7 protein-coding genes and 2 pseudogenes are annotated in these 15,717 nt (G+C 58.0%); 2 read left to right on the forward strand and 7 right to left on the reverse strand.

Translation table 11 applies throughout. The annotated features are described in order from the left end of the window. Positions 1-55: 55 nt before the first annotated feature. From KUF73_RS15590 to putP, 3 genes and pseudogenes are all read right to left on the reverse strand, one after another. Complete coding sequence (locus KUF73_RS15590; RefSeq protein ID WP_218438963.1) at positions 56-448, reverse strand: hypothetical protein; 393 nt, start codon at positions 446-448, stop codon at positions 56-58. 1,789 nt (positions 449-2,237) lie between these two features. Further along, positions 2,238-4,235 (reverse strand): annotated as a pseudogene (locus tag KUF73_RS15595) (type VI secretion system tip protein VgrG); the annotation flags it as partial. A gap of 332 nt (positions 4,236-4,567) precedes the next feature. Beyond that, entirely contained in the window at positions 4,568-6,052 is a 1,485-nt protein-coding gene (putP, locus tag KUF73_RS15600; protein ID WP_218438964.1) for a sodium/proline symporter PutP, read from the reverse strand. 534 nt (positions 6,053-6,586) lie between these two features. Between putP and putA the strand changes: the two genes are divergently transcribed. Together putA and KUF73_RS15610 are read left to right on the forward strand one after the other, a co-directional pair. Next, positions 6,587-10,540: a trifunctional transcriptional regulator/proline dehydrogenase/L-glutamate gamma-semialdehyde dehydrogenase gene (gene putA, locus KUF73_RS15605; protein ID WP_218438965.1), complete on the forward strand. Its 3,954-nt coding sequence runs from the start codon at positions 6,587-6,589 to the stop codon at positions 10,538-10,540. Positions 10,541-10,948: 408 nt separating this feature from the next. Next, complete coding sequence (locus KUF73_RS15610; protein ID WP_218438966.1) at positions 10,949-12,751, forward strand: acyl-CoA dehydrogenase; 1,803 nt, start codon at positions 10,949-10,951, stop codon at positions 12,749-12,751. A gap of 117 nt (positions 12,752-12,868) precedes the next feature. Here KUF73_RS15610 and KUF73_RS31730 read toward each other — a convergent pair whose 3' ends face one another. From KUF73_RS31730 to KUF73_RS15625, 4 genes and pseudogenes are all read right to left on the reverse strand, one after another. After that, a complete protein-coding gene (locus KUF73_RS31730; protein WP_371135492.1) occupies positions 12,869-13,714 on the reverse strand; it encodes a methyl-accepting chemotaxis protein in 846 nt (281 codons plus the stop codon). Between the two features lie 18 nt (positions 13,715-13,732). Further along, a pseudogene (locus KUF73_RS31735) lies at positions 13,733-14,806 on the reverse strand (cache domain-containing protein); the annotation flags it as partial. A 100-nt stretch (positions 14,807-14,906) separates the two neighbouring features. Continuing rightward, entirely contained in the window at positions 14,907-15,206 is a 300-nt protein-coding gene (locus tag KUF73_RS15620) for a cell division protein ZapA (protein ID WP_057399678.1), read from the reverse strand. Continuing rightward, the gene (locus KUF73_RS15625) at positions 15,203-15,433 is read right to left on the reverse strand and encodes a hypothetical protein (RefSeq protein WP_008149645.1); all 231 of its coding nucleotides are present in this window, start codon (positions 15,431-15,433) and stop codon (positions 15,203-15,205) included. The genes KUF73_RS15620 and KUF73_RS15625 overlap by 4 nt, the downstream gene beginning before the upstream one ends. Between the last annotated feature and the right edge of the window lie 284 nt (positions 15,434-15,717).

A 15,717-nucleotide genomic window follows, 5' to 3' on the forward strand; every position in this document is an offset into this window, starting at 1 on the left:
CAACTCCTACCAAGCGAAGCGAAACTTAAACTTAGCCCCTCATAAAACCCCAAACTCAGTCAATCCACCCCATGTATTTACAACCAATCAACATCACAAGCATCGCCGCTCCACTTCCCAGTGCCGCCACATAAAAAAAACGAATCAATGTCAGCAATCCAAGAGGAAAATTTAAATAATCCTCTTTATCCAATCCACCACCCTTTATTGCCCATGAGGGCAATGTCAAGAAAGCACCTACGCAAGTAAGCATAAGATAGGAACCAAACACCCCTCGCTCCAAGAAAGGCTTGCGCTCCAGAATCCCAAAAGAGTTGCGAAGCAAGCTCAGGATTTCTTGCATTTTAAAAAAACACAAATAAACCTGACCAAAAATAGATATAAAGCCAAGCCCAAAAAACATCCCACCAAAAGTCAGGACAAACCAAACCTCATCATCGTTCGTCATTAGTAGATTTTCTCATAAATTATTTCTCCAGCTTTCTCTCCCACCATCTCTCCACCTAATCCCCCGACGAAGGTCCCTACACCCACTAAGAGCAACGAGCATCCAACCAAGCCAGTTCCGGCTGTAACAACCCCCACTCCCAAACAAACCAGCTCTCCTGCCACCCCGCCAGCGATACTCCCTCCAAATGCACCCCCAAACTTCCCCGCCTCCGTAAACTTCACCTTCCTACGTTCCTCTTCCGTCCCAACCCTGCAAGTCTCCTTAACCTTAAACCCCGAAGTACCAGCCTCCTCATCCGCCCACCTGCCTTAAAGATTCTATTGGCGCGTTGCTTACCCCTTAAACATGCCAGGCATCTGCCAGAACGCTTAATTTATCCAATTCATTGACTTACCCACCAATATCAATGCTACAGCGAACACTCCGAGTATTAGCATCGACCAACTGTAGGCCATTATTATTCGTTTCAACCTAACGGGAAGGAGTTGGTAGTCCTGCAAGTCTAGCTCGCCAGTTCGCAAAGATTGCTGCGAAAACATTATCAGTGCACCTACGGTAGTAATTATATAAAAACGACTAAAGGGGTCCCAGCCTAAGTATTTTTTCTTGCCAATCACCCCAGATGAATTACTCAGACCGTCAAAAATCTCCCTCAACCGAAAATAAGCAATATATATAAAAACTATTAATGCAAAAAAAATAAGCACTATCAATACAAAACTAACTAATAAGAATGCCACCTCAGAGTCAGTCCTCAATTTGTCACCTCATACATGAGCTCACCAACACGTTCACCGACACTCCCTAACCCATTACCTACTACCGCCGCACCCACTCCAGCCAACACAAGCCCGCAGGCAATTCCTCCAAATCCCATCGTACCTACTCCGATGGCAACGCATGTTGGTATACCGAGAGCACCGCCAATAGCACCGCCAGCGACCCCCCCACCAAACTTCCCTGCCTCCGTAAACTTTACCTTCCGACAAGCCTCTTCCGTCCCCACCCTGCAAGTTTCCTTAACCTTAAGCCCCGAAGCCCCAGCCCCCAATCCAACCCCAATCCAACCACCCGCCTTAATCACCTTACTTGCCCTGCTAACTCCATCAATATGCGTGGCATAGCCCGGTATTCCGCCCGCCGTACCGGCTTTGCTCCAATGACGTACCAGGCTGTGTTTGGAAATACCCAGTGCGTTTTTAAGTTTCGGATGATCTGAAATGCCTACACCTGTGCGTACAAGTGAGCTGAGACTTTTATCAAGCTGTTTCATCAACTGCCTGCGTTTGGCAAAGAAATCATCACCCTTAAGTTTTCCATGCCTTTCGAAGGTGCGTTGGTGGAGGGCTTCAATGTCTACCAAAGTCTGCTTCAGGCTGTCCAAGTGACTACTGACCATCGCGGCACTAATTCCAAGACCGGTTGAGCTCTTTGAAATAAAAGATTCAATCAGCCCGTAATGCCGCACCATAAACTCCGCCTCTGCATCACTCATCGGCTCCAATGCGGCATCAACCTTCTGCGCGGCTTCCATCAACAACGCTTCTTCGCGGGTGCACTGGCTGTTGTTTGGGTCGCTGAGGACGATCAACTGGCCCGGTTTGGCGTAGTTACCGAGTTGCGGATTCAGGCTGCGGAATTTTTGCAGCACGACCGGGTTCGATTGGGGGAACAGCAGGGCTTCCAGCGCCGCGCGGGACAGGGGTTGTTCGACGATATGAAAGCCAGGTTCGGCGCCTTCGCTCGCCGTGTTTTTGGGAGCGCCAAGCACGGTGTCGGGAATGTCGCAGAGGCCGTCCTTGCAGCGCTCGCATTCTTCGCAAAACGGCGCACTGTTTTTCAGGCTTTGGGCCTGCGCGGTGCTGAGTGGCGCAGCCTTTAGTTTTTCCGGCGCGCCGGGCAGGTCCGGCGTGGCGGTCATGGCCATCATTGGCGCGCCGCCGACCTGGATCGGCACACTGCTGAAGATCCCGGCAGGGCCAATATTGATCCAGTGCCCACCTGCCTGAATGGTCGCGCTCGCGCCTCCGTCAATCACCACTTGCTGGCCGGCGCTGACATGAAATTGCTGAGTGGCGTTGAGCGCCTGGCTGGTCACGCGAATGTGGCGGTCGCCGGTCACCAGCAGATGATCGTCCTGTTTGATTTCGACCTGGCGCCGGCCGTGGGTGATGCGTTGCTCGTCTGCCTTCAACTCATGATGGGCGGCGCCGGTTACGACAATGCTGCGCTGGTTGTCGATCTGCACCCGCTGATCATGCAGCACATGCTGGGTCCAGTTGCGCTGGGCGCGCAGGTAAATTTCCTCGGCGCCCTTGCGATCCTCAATGCGCAGTTCGTTGTAGCCGCCGCCACCGGGACTGGTCTGGCTGCGGAAGATGCTGCGGGTCTTGTCCGCAGGCAGGTCCAGCGGCACCGGCGTCGAGGCGTTGGGCAGGCAGCCGATGATCACTGGCTTGTCGGCGTCCCCATCGCCGAAACCCACCAGCACTTCCATGCCGACTCGCGGGATCAACACGCTGCCGTAACGGTCATGGGCCCAACCGCTGGCCACCCGCAGCCAGCAACTGGAGTGCTCGTTCGATTGGCCGTCGCGATCCCAGTGCAGTTGAACCTTGACCCGACCGTACTCGTCGCAATGGATTTCACTGTGCTTGGGGCCGGTGACCACGGCGGATTGATAACCGGCGACCCGGGGTTTGTTGATCCGTGGCGGACGGAAGAAAACCTCCCACGGCGTTGCCAGAAAGGTATTGCGGTAACCCTGGAATTCATTCGGGCTGCCACCGCTGGCCAACTCTTCGAGCACTTGCGGCTGCCGACCACGGTGCTCGATTTCAGTGAGCAACCACAGATCGTTCCATTCCCCCTGAGGATGCTCTGCAAGCTTTAGAAAATGCCCACTGACCAAGGCAGATTGGTCACTGTTGCCTCGTGCCTGACGGTAATCCGCGCGGTGACGCTCCAGTTCACGCTGAGCCATGCGCCTGCCGACTTCGCGGTCGGTAAATTGACCAGGAAAACCGTAATCCTCCAGCACCGGCTGTTGCTTGCTATCGAAACGGCTTTCCAGTTCCAGGCGAGGTTTATGGAAGTTGTAATCGTTGCGGGCGACCGCAGTGGTCCGGGTTTCCAGGTTCACATTGAAACGATTGATCACCGGCTCATCCCCCACGGTACCGCTGTCCAGCCGGTACGACGTCGGCTGAGGCAGGCGCGGGAAAAATGTCTGGTCATCGCCGAACACCAGAAAGTGTCCGTCTTGACTGTGCTGGAAGTGATAGTGGATGCCGATTTCGGCACACAGGCGCTGGATGAATGCCAGGTCGCTTTCCGCGTATTGCACGCAGTACTCGCGCTCGGGGTATTCGCTACCAAGCTGAAATTCGAAGGCATTGCCGAGGATGCCGTGGTCCTTGAAGATTTGCGTGATGATCGCCGGCACATTCTTATGCTGGAAGATCCGCTGGTTGATGCGTTGGCCGAGGTAGGTCAGACGCGGTACCAGACTGACCTGGTAGCGTGTCAGGCGTTTACCGGAATCGCCTTGCCCAACCCGATAAATCTGACCGTGAATACCCGAACCCTGGTTATCGAAACTCAAGAACGCCAGCTGATGCAAAAGGCTTTCGAGATCGATGTCCGACCGTTCGCTGACCAACTCCAGATCAAAGCGGTAGGGTTGGCTGATGGCCTCTTTGCCTTTGAACTCAAGCACCTTGAGCTCACCCTGGAAACCGTCGACGGTCAATGTGAAGCGTGGTTGATTAGCAGAAGCGAACATCCGATGTGTCTCTGCAGAATGAAGGCGAGCGATTCTGCATGAGTGGCAAGGGGTGCTGGCCGAGGGGCAGGAAAATCAGATTCGCCCTACTTCAGCTGACGCATTGGCCTTCAGAAAACGGTTTATCCGGCTACAGACAACCGCTGTCTTTTGTAGGAGCCGAGCTTGCTCGCGAAAGCGTCAGGTCAGACGCCAACAATGTTGAATGATCAATCGCTATCGCGAGCAAGCTCGCTCCTACAAGGATCCTCGCAGACAAAAAAACGGCCCGCTTCCAAAGGAAGCGGGCCGTTTTCATTCAAGCAGTGGCTCAGCGCATTGGCTCAGAACCATTACTTGTTCAGGCGGTAATCACCTTCGGCCGCGGCAAAGCGTTGCAGCATGCCGGCAGTCGGATTGCCCAGTTTGCTGACGATGTAGATCGCCAGGCTGGCGAAGATGAAGCCCGGGATGATTTCGTACAGACCCAGCAGCTCGAAGTGTTTCCACACGATCACGGTGATCGCGCCGACCAGGATGCCAGCCAGTGCGCCGTTGCGGGTCATGTCTTTCCAGATCACCGAGATCAGCACGACCGGACCGAATGCAGCACCGAAACCGGCCCAGGCGTAGCTCACCAGACCCAGTACGCGGTTGTTCGGGTTAGCCGCCAGACCGATAGCGATCAGGGCAACCAGCAACACCATGGCACGGCCGACCCAGACCAGCTCAACCTGGGAAGCGGTTTTACGCAGGAAGGTTTTGTAGAAGTCTTCGGTCAGGGCGCTGGAGCACACCAGCAGCTGGCAGCTCAAGGTGCTCATTACGGCAGCCAGAATGGCCGACAGCAAGACACCGGCAATCCATGGATTGAAGAGAATCTTGGCCAGCTCGATGAACACGCGCTCGTGGTTTTCGCTGACAGCACCGGCCACCTCTGGGTGAGCCGAGAAGTAGGCGATACCGAAGAAACCTACAGCGACGGTGCCGCCCAGGCACAGGATCATCCAGGTCATGGAGATGCGACGTGCCTTGGCAATCGACTTGACCGAATCCGCCGCCATGAAGCGCGCCAGGATGTGCGGCTGGCCGAAGTAGCCCAGGCCCCAGCCCATCAACGAGATGATGCCGATGAAGGTTGTGCCTTTAAGCATGTCGAAATTGGCTGGATCTTGCGCTTCGATGGCCAGGAACGTGGTGTCTACGCCGCCGGTGGCCAGCAGCACGATGATCGGCGTCAGGATCAGCGCGAAAATCATCAGCGTGGCTTGTACGGTGTCCGTCCAGCTTACTGCCAGGAAACCGCCCACGAAGGTGTAGGCAATCGTCGCCGCCGCACCGGCCCACAGCGCAGTCTCGTAGGACATGCCGAAAGTACTTTCGAACAGACGGGCACCGGCCACGATGCCGGAAGCGCAATAAATGGTGAAGAACACCAGGATCACCACCGCAGAGATGATGCGCAGCAAGCCGCTGGTGTCTTCGAATCGGCTGGAGAAGTAGTCCGGCAGCGTCAGGGCATCGCCGTTGTGCTCGGTCTGCACGCGCAGACGGCCAGCGACGAACAACCAGTTCAGGTACGCACCGACGATCAGGCCGATGGCGATCCAGCTCTCGGAAAGACCGGACATGTAGATAGCGCCTGGCAGGCCCATCAGCAACCAGCCGCTCATGTCGGAAGCGCCGGCAGACAGTGCTGTAACCACGCTGCCCAGGCTGCGACCGCCGAGAATGTAATCAGAAAGGTTGTTGGTGGAGCGATAGGCCATCAAGCCGATCAGCACCATTGCTGCGATATAGATCACGAACGTGATCAGGGTTGGATTGCTTACGCTCATTGAGTTACGCCCTGGCTTTGTTTTTATGTAGCGGCGGCTGCTGAACCGCTCGCAAACGCATTCGTTTACAGACGATCCTGGATCCCGCGCATTTATGACTGATGTTTCCCCAGGAAAGCCATCAGCCGGCGCGCCTGTCTTTTTTGACTGGTTGCACCTTGGGCGCGAATGCTATTCAACAAAGCAAATAAGGTGCAACCCATTTCTTGAGAATTAGTTGCACCCAAAGACGTTATTCACCATAACCGACTGTTTTTGATGCTTTTCTGTAGGAACGAGGTTGCTCGCGATGGACCTCGACGATGGCGCTAGGCGCTGGACTCTCCGGACGCCCTCAGTTTTTTTGCGAGCAAGCTCGCTCCTACAGCAAAAACACCCAGCAGGAGCAGCACGTTCGTACCAGAATTTATTTCCTGACGAACTGCTTAATATTCCGACAAAAAAGGGTTGCACCCGGTTGCACCTCTTTCGGCGCACGGCTAATCTTGCCGGCAGCTGATGCCACGCAGTCGTGGCAAACATGAGGATAAAAACATGGCTACCACCACCCTTGGGGTCAAACTTGACGACCCGACCCGCGAACGCCTCAAAGCTGCCGCGACCTCGATTGATCGCACGCCGCACTGGCTGATCAAGCAGGCAATTTTCAATTACCTGGAAAAACTCGAGGGTGGTGCAACCCTGACCGAGCTGAACGGTTTGACCACTAAAGACGCTGATGACGCAGGCGATGCCCACGTCGATCACGCGCATCAGTGCTTCCTCGAATTCGCCGAAAGCATCCTGCCGCAATCAGTGCTGCGCGCCTCGATCACCGCCGCTTACCGTCGCCCCGAACCGGAAGTTGTGCCAATGCTGATCGAGCAGGCGCGCCTGCCGGCACCGATGGCCGAAGCCACCAACAAGCTCGCCTCTTCGATCGCCGAAAAACTGCGCAATCAGAAAAGTGCTGGCGGTCGCGCAGGGATTGTTCAGGGCCTGTTGCAGGAATTTTCCCTGTCGTCCCAGGAAGGCGTTGCACTGATGTGCCTGGCCGAAGCGCTGCTGCGCATCCCGGACAAAGGCACCCGAGACGCACTGATCCGCGACAAAATCAGCACCGGCAACTGGCAGCCACACCTGGGCAACAGCCCGTCGCTGTTCGTCAACGCCGCCACTTGGGGCCTGCTGCTGACCGGCAAACTGGTCTCCACCCACAACGAGTCTGGCCTGACTTCGTCCCTGAGCCGCATCATCGGCAAGAGCGGCGAGCCGATGATCCGCAAGGGCGTCGACATGGCTATGCGCCTGATGGGCGAGCAGTTCGTCACCGGCGAAACCATCGCCGAAGCCCTGGCCAACGCCAGCAAGTTCGAAGCCAAGGGCTTCCGCTATTCCTACGACATGCTCGGTGAAGCCGCACTGACCGAACATGACGCCCAGAAGTACCTGGCCTCGTACGAACAAGCCATCCACTCGATCGGCAAAGCGTCCCACGGTCGTGGGATTTACGAAGGCCCGGGTATTTCCATCAAGCTGTCCGCACTGCACCCGCGTTACAGCCGTGCCCAGTACGAGCGCGTGATGGATGAGCTGTACCCGCGCCTGCTGTCGCTGACCCTGCTGGCCAAGCAATACGACATTGGCCTGAACATCGACGCCGAAGAAGCCGACCGTCTGGAGCTGTCGCTGGATCTGCTGGAGCGCCTGTGCTTCGAGCCGCAACTGACCGGCTGGAACGGCATCGGTTTCGTGATTCAGGCTTATCAGAAGCGTTGCCCGTACGTGATCGACTACGTGATCGACCTGGCTCGCCGCAGCCGCCATCGCCTGATGATCCGCCTGGTAAAAGGCGCGTACTGGGACAGCGAAATCAAGCGCGCTCAGGTCGAAGGCCTGGAAGGCTATCCGGTCTACACCCGCAAGGTGTACACCGACGTTTCCTACATCGCTTGCGCACGCAAGCTGCTGTCGGTGCCGGAAGTCATCTACCCGCAATTCGCCACGCACAACGCCCATACCCTGTCGGCCATTTACCATATCGCCGGCCAGAACTATTACCCGGGCCAGTACGAGTTCCAGTGCCTGCACGGCATGGGTGAACCGCTGTACGAACAAGTTGTAGGCAAAGTTTCCGAAGGCAAGCTGAACCGTCCGTGCCGTGTGTACGCACCCGTCGGCACCCACGAAACCCTGCTGGCGTACCTGGTACGTCGCCTGCTGGAAAACGGCGCGAACACCTCGTTCGTCAACCGTATCGCCGACCAGTCGATTTCGATTCAGGAATTGGTGGCCGATCCGGTAGCCAGCATCGAGCAAATGGCCACGCTGGAAGGCGGCTTCGGTCTGCCGCACCCGCGCATTCCTTTGCCGCGTGACCTTTATGGTTCGGAACGCGCCAACTCCAGCGGCATCGACATGGCCAACGAACATCGTCTGGCTTCGCTGTCCTGCGCCCTGCTCGCCACCGCACACAACAGCTGGAAAGCCGCGCCAATGCTGGGTTGCGCCTCCAGCACTGAAACCCCTGCGCCAGTGCTGAACCCGTCCGATCTGCGTGACGTGGTTGGCCATGTGCAGGAAGCCACCGTCGAAGACGTCGACAACGCCATTCAGTGCGCCCTGAACGCCGCGCCGATCTGGCAGGCCACTCCGCCAGCCGAACGCGCCGCGATCCTGGAACGTGCCGCCGATTTGATGGAAGGTGAGATCCAGCCGCTGATGGGCCTGTTGGCTCGTGAAGCCGGCAAGACCTTCGCCAACGCCATCGCCGAAGTGCGTGAAGCCGTGGATTTCCTGCGCTACTACGCGGTGCAGGCCCGCAACGATTTCACCAATGACGCTCATCGTCCGCTGGGTCCAGTGGTGTGCATCAGCCCGTGGAACTTCCCGCTGGCGATTTTCAGTGGTCAAGTCGCTGCCGCACTGGCCGCCGGTAACCCGGTACTGGCCAAACCTGCGGAACAAACCCCGCTGGTCGCCGCTCAAGCCGTGCGCCTGCTGCTCGAAGCCGGGATTCCGCAAGGGGTGCTGCAACTGCTGCCGGGCCGTGGCGAAACCGTCGGCGCTGGCCTGGTGGGCGACGATCGCGTCAAAGGCGTGATGTTCACCGGTTCCACCGAAGTCGCTCGTCTGCTGCAACGCAACATCGCTGGCCGTCTGGACAACCAGGGCCGTCCGATCCCTTTGATCGCCGAAACCGGTGGCCAGAACGCAATGATCGTCGACTCCTCGGCGCTGACCGAACAAGTGGTCATCGACGTCGTTTCGTCCGCTTTCGACAGCGCCGGTCAGCGTTGCTCGGCTCTACGGGTTCTGTGCCTGCAGGAAGATTCCGCAGACCGTGTCATCGAAATGCTCAAAGGCGCCATGGCTGAAAGCCGTCTCGGCAATCCGGAGCGCCTGTCCGTGGACATCGGCCCGGTGATCGACGCCGAAGCCAAGGCCGGCATCGAGAAACACATCCAAGCCATGCGCGACAAAGGTCGCAGCGTGTATCAGGTGGCCATCGCCGATGCCGAAGAAGTCAAACGCGGCACCTTCGTAATGCCAACCCTGATCGAACTGGAAAGTTTCGACGAACTGCAACGGGAAATCTTCGGCCCGGTGCTGCACGTGGTTCGTTACAAGCGCAAAGACATCGATCAACTGATCGCACAGATCAATGCTTCCGGCTACGGCCTGACGCTGGGCGTGCATACCCGCATCGACGAGACCATCGCCAAGGTGATCGACAACGTCAACGCCGGTAACGTCTACGTCAACCGCAACATCGTCGGTGCCGTGGTCGGCGTGCAGCCGTTCGGCGGCGAAGGCCTGTCGGGTACCGGTCCGAAGGCTGGTGGTCCGCTGTACCTGTACCGCCTGCTGTCGACGCGTCCTACCGATGCCATCGAACAATCCTTCGCTCGCGGTGACGCTATCGCAGCGCCGGACGTTCGCCTGCGTGAAGCCATGAGCAAGCCGCTGACCGCCCTGCAAGCCTGGGCTGACAGCAACAAGTTCGCCGACTTGAGCGCCTTGTGCGTGCAGTTCGCCGCGCAATCGCAAAGCGGGATCACCCGCCTGCTGGCCGGCCCGACCGGCGAGCGCAACAGCTATGCGATTCTGCCGCGTGAACACGTGCTGTGCCTGGCGGAAGTCGAAGGCGATCTGCTGACGCAACTGGCGGCGGTACTGGCCGTTGGCGGTTCGGCGGTATGGCCGGAAACTGATCTGAGCAAGGCGTTGTTCGCACGCCTGCCGAAGGAGATTCAGGCGCGCATCAAGCTGGTTTCCGACTGGAACAAGGACGAAGTGGTGTTTGATGCAGTGCTGCATCACGGCCATTCCGATCAGTTGCGTGCTGTCTGCCAGCAAGTGGCCAAGCGTGCCGGTGCCATCGTTGGCGTGCAGGGTCTGTCGCAGGGCGAGACCAACATTGCGTTGGAGCGCTTGGTGATCGAGCGGGCGTTGAGCGTTAACACGGCTGCGGCGGGTGGCAATGCCAGCTTGATGACGATTGGTTAAACCGTAATAGAGCCAGGCGCCTGCAATGGGTGCCCTGGTTTTTTAGAAGCAAGATCAAAAGATCGCAGCCTTCGGCAGCTCCTACATGGGATCGCGTTTCCTGTAGAGCCAGGCGCCTGCRATGGGTGNCCTGGTTTTTTAGAAGCAAGATCAAAAGATCGCAGCCTTCGGCAGCTCCTACATGGGATCGCGTTTCCTGTAGAGCCAGGCGCCTGCGATGGGTGCCTGGTTTTTTAGAAGCAAGATCAAAAGATCGCAGCCTTCGGCAGCGCCTACATGGGATCGCGTTTCCTGTAGGAGCTGCCGAAGGCTGCGATCTTTTGCTTCTCCATCACCAAGATCAATCATCCTGTTCAGCCTCTATTCCCCCACCTAGACTCGGCCCACTCCAATAAAAGGTAGACCGCCATGTCCGAGACGTTGCTCAGTTCCCGCAATCTGGCTTTCGAGCTGTATGAAGTCCTCGATGCCGAGGGCCTGACTCAGCGTGAGCGTTTTGCCGAGCACAACCGCGAAACCTTCGATGCCGCCCTCGGCACCGCCCGCAACATCGCCGAGAAGTTTTTCGCCCCGCACAACCGCAAGGGTGACGAGAACGAACCGCGCTACGAGGACGGTCAGGCGATTTTGATTCCGGAAGTGAAACCGGCGGTGGACGCCTTTCTCGAAGCGGGTTTCCTCAACGCGGCACGCAGTTTCGAGGCGGGGGGCATGCAGCTTCCTACGCTGTTGTCCCAGGCCTGCTTTGCGCATTTTCAATCAGCCAACGCTGCGTCGACGTCTTATCCGTTCCTGACCATGGGCGCGGCGAACCTGATCGAAAGCTTCGGCACTGACGAGCAGAAGCGGCGTTTCCTGCAGCCGATGATCGACGGGCGTTTCTTCGGCACCATGGCCCTGACCGAACCGCACGCCGGTTCGTCGCTGTCGGACATTCGTACCCGTGCAGAGCCGGCGTCTGACGACACCTATCGGCTCAAGGGCAACAAGATCTTTATCTCCGGCGGCGATCACCCGCTGTCAGAAAACATCGTGCACATGGTCCTGGCCAAATTGCCGGACGCACCGGCCGGGGTGAAGGGTATTTCGCTGTTTATCGTGCCCAAGTTTCTGGTCAACGATGATGGCAGTCTCGGCAAGCGCAACGACGTGTTGCTGGCTGGGCTCTTCCATAAGATGGGCTGGCGCGGCACCACGTCCACGGCGCTGAACTTCGGCGATAACGGTGAGTGTGTCGGCTACCTGGTGGGCAAGCCGCACCATGGCCTGAGCTACATGTTCCAGATGATGAACGAGGCACGGATCGGCGTCGGCATGGGCGCGGTGATGCTCGGTTACGCTGGCTACCTGTACTCCCTGGAGTACGCCCGCGAGCGTCCGCAGGGTCGCGTGCCGGACAGTAAGGACCCGACCACCGCACCGGTGGCGATCATTAATCACGCTGACGTCAAGCGCATGCTGCTGACCCAAAAGGCCTACGTCGAAGGTTCGTTCGATCTTGGGCTGTACGCCGCACGGCTGTTCGATGACACCACCACACTCGAAACCGAAGCCGAGCGTAAACAGGCCCACGAGCTGCTGGATCTGCTGACGCCCATCGTCAAATCCTGGCCGTCGGAGTTTTGCCTGAAGGCCAACGAACTGGCGATCCAGATTCTCGGCGGCCACGGTTACACCCGCGAATACCCGGTGGAGCAGTACTACCGCGACAACCGTCTGAACCCGATCCACGAAGGCACCCACGGCATTCAATCGCTGGACCTGCTGGGGCGCAAACTGGCGCAGAACGGCGGCGCCGGGCTCAAGCAACTGATCCGCCTGATCGCCGACACCGCCGAACGCGCCCAGGCATATGAGTCACTGACCGCGTTGCGTGAACCGCTGGAAAAACTGGTGGCGCGCCTGCAAACCGTGACCATTGGCCTGCTGACCGATCTGGCTCAGGGCAAGGTAAACAGCAGCCTGGCCAACTCGGCGCTGTACTTGAAAGTGTTCGGCCACACGGTGATCGGCTGGCGCTGGCTGGAACAGGCGATTCGCGCCGAGGAAGGGCTGGCCAAGCGCAATGCAGCGGATGTGAGTTTCTATAAAGGCAAGCTGCAGGCGGCGCGGTATTTCCTGACCTGGGAAGTGCCGGGTTGCCACCATGAGTTGGCGATTCTTGAGGCGCGGGATGATGTGTGCTTGGGAATGCAGGATGAGTGGTTTTGATAGGCAATAGATCGGTTTAACGGCCACAAAAAAGATCGCAGCCTTCGGCAGCTCCTACATGGGAATGCGCTCCCTGTAGGAGCTGCCGAAGGCTGCGATCTTTTGATCTTGATCTTTTTAGCTCAACCGAAACCCACCCATCTGCCGCGCCAGATCATCCGCCAACCGCTGTAACGTCTGGCAATCCTCACGACAAGCCCTGACCTCCCCCGCCGTCGCCCGCGCCAAATCAGAAATCCCCTGCACGTTACGGTTGATCTCCTCGGTCACCGCCGATTGCTCTTCCGTCGCCGTCGCCACCTGATGATTCATGTCGCTGATGCGTTCGACTTGCCCGGTAATCGCGGTCAACGACGCGCCGGTGCGCTGGCTCGACTCGACACCGGTGCCGGTGGCCGCTTGCCCGGTGTGCATCGACGACACCGCGTTCTCTGCACCTTGCTTGAGGTTGCCGATCATCTGCTGAATCTCGTCGGTGGATGATTGCGTACGCCGCGCCAACGTCCGTACTTCATCGGCGACCACCGCAAAGCCTCGACCCATGTCCCCGGCCCGGGCCGCTTCGATGGCCGCATTGAGCGCCAGCAAATTGGTCTGCTCGGAAATCCCGCGAATCACCGCCAACACCTGATCGATCGATGCCACCTGATTGGCCAGTTCGCCCACCGCACTGGCGGCGACGCCGATCTCGTCGGACATGCTTTCGATATGGCGGATCGAACCACCGACCACTTCGCGAGCCAGCATCGCCTCATCACGAGCACTTTGCGAAGCAACGGCGGCGTTGCCGGCGTTCTGCGCGATTTCCTGCACGGTCAGGCCCATTTCGTGGACCGCCGTGGCGACCATGTCGGTCATCTCCTGCTGACGTCCGGAGCGTTCGGCGGTGTTGTCCACCACCCGCGCCACCTGGCCGACCGCGGTGCGCAATTGCTCGCTGGTGGTCAGCACTTCACCGATCATCTCGCGCTGACTGTCGAGGAACCGGTTGAAGCCGCGCGCCAGGTCACCCAACTCATCAGCACGACTGGAATCTAAACGATGGGTCAAATCTCCACCGCCGCTACCGATGGCGACCAGCGCCGCTGTTACCTGACGAATCGGTCGCACCAGCCCACGGGCCAGTAACACCACCAGCAACAGGCACACCAGCGCCACCGCCAGGCCGATGCCGCTGCTCATCCACATGGCGCGGCGGGCTTCGGCGTAGATCTGCGATTGCGGTACTTCGGCCACCAAAGTCCAACCGAGATCCCGCAGCGGCAAGCTCAACGCGAGGAACTCTTCGCCATCGCGCTGGAAGCCGCTGCTGGTGGCGGTTTTTTGACCCATGACCGCTTGCGCTGCCGACCCACCAATTTGCTCGGTGAGGGTGCGTTTGCCGCTGAATTGCGCCTCGGGGTGAACCTGGATCAAACCGTCGGAACGCACGAGATAGACCTTGCCGCGCTCACCAAAACTGAAGTTGTGGATCAGCTCCGACAGCTCTTTCATGCTCAGCCCAAGCCCGGCGACGCCCACGACCTTGCCGGCTTGCTCGACCTTGAGGTCGATGAAAAGCGCCAATTCTCCGGTAGCCGTGTCGTTGTCGATATTGAGGGTGCGCGGCTGGTTGCTGTCGAGGAACGAGTAGAACCAGGCGTCTTTGGGGTTGGCTCGGCTGAGGGTCCGGTCCAGGCCTTTTTCCGTGTAGTAGTGGTTGGAAGCGGCCCCGATAATCAGCGCCGTGAACGCCTTGTGTTCAGCGCGGATACCTTCCAGGTAGGTCACGAAGGTATTGGCCTGGGCACTGTCTTCACCCCCGGCCAGCCAGTCGCGCACCATGCTGTTGCTGGCGATGTCCTTGGCGGCGGTAAGTGGTTGCACGAGGATGCGCTCGATGTCGTTGCGCATCGCTTCGATGCTCGACGGCAGCGCTTGTTCGACCAGATAGCTCTGGGCGAGGCGGTTGACCACGAGGGTATAAATGCCAACCACGATCAGAATACTGACGAGCAGGGCCGTGCCCATACTCAAGATCAACTGCCACTGAATACTGCGTCGCCAGAACTGCATGGAGCACCCCCAAAGAATAAGTGGCTTAAACACTGCAACAGCCGTGCCGATTGTATACAGCCAAACCGACAATCTATTCTTTGGTTGTGCGCAAAGCCGATCAGGCCTGATTGATCGTCTTGGAGATCACTTCAACCGTGGCGCTGACTTGCTCTTGGTAACGGTCGAGTTCGAGCTTGTGTTGCTTCTGCATTTCGATCTGCTGCGAGCACAGATTCATCGCGGCCAGCACCAGCAGTCGGTCACCGATCAGGGTCGGGTACTTTCTTTTGGTATCGGCCAGGGCAGCTTTCAACATCATTGCAGCGTCCAGCAGGGTTTGCTCTTCCCCGGCCGGAGCCTTGATCGAATAGTCCTCCCCCAGGATAGAGACGACTTTTACCCCTGCGCCGTAACTCATGCGCTGACTGGGCCAGCGCTGACACGCTCAACCAGGGCTTGAATGCGTGCTGCGGTGGCGCCTTGCTTCTCTTCCTGCTCCATCAGGCTCAGTTGCAGGCTTTCGTTTTCATCCTTGGCCTGAGCCAATTCGGCGCTCAGGGTCTGATTAGTACCGAGCAGGGTCTGGTTCTGTTGCACCAGGTCGCTGACCAGCTGTTCCAATTGGCTTAGAGATGCTTCCAACATTTTGATTTTCCAGGCATTTTCAAAGGGCGCGTACGATAAAGAAAAGTCACCGTGGATGCCAGGGTTATACAGGCGCAAGACCTTGATTTTCCTGACGAGTGACCGTTCTCGCGAACTTTAAAGACTGTGATTGGCGTATCTGGTTCCTGCACTTCGTCGCCAACAAAAACAAAGATCTTCCTATAGAAGCGAGCTTGCTCGCGAAAGGCGTCCAGACAACGCGTTTATCCAGACTGTGCGCGTCATCGTTAACGCCCTTCGCGAGCAAGCTTCGATCCTACAAG

This window comes from Pseudomonas sp. PD9R, from assembly GCF_019200975.1.
GTDB lineage: Bacteria > Pseudomonadota > Gammaproteobacteria > Pseudomonadales > Pseudomonadaceae > Aquipseudomonas.

Coding starts and splice junctions, on each gene's coding strand:
- KUF73_RS15590 (WP_218438963.1), bottom strand. CDS start 448: ATGACGAACGATGATGAGGTTTGGTTTGTCCTGACTTTTGGTGGGATG.
- putP (WP_218438964.1), bottom strand. CDS start 6,052: ATGAGCGTAAGCAATCCAACCCTGATCACGTTCGTGATCTATATCGCA.
- putA (WP_218438965.1), top strand. CDS start 6,587: ATGGCTACCACCACCCTTGGGGTCAAACTTGACGACCCGACCCGCGAA.
- KUF73_RS15610 (WP_218438966.1), top strand. CDS start 10,949: ATGTCCGAGACGTTGCTCAGTTCCCGCAATCTGGCTTTCGAGCTGTAT.
- KUF73_RS31730 (WP_371135492.1), bottom strand. CDS start 13,714: ATGATCGGTGAAGTGCTGACCACCAGCGAGCAATTGCGCACCGCGGTC.
- KUF73_RS15620 (WP_057399678.1), bottom strand. CDS start 15,206: ATGAGTTACGGCGCAGGGGTAAAAGTCGTCTCTATCCTGGGGGAGGAC.
- KUF73_RS15625 (WP_008149645.1), bottom strand. CDS start 15,433: ATGTTGGAAGCATCTCTAAGCCAATTGGAACAGCTGGTCAGCGACCTG.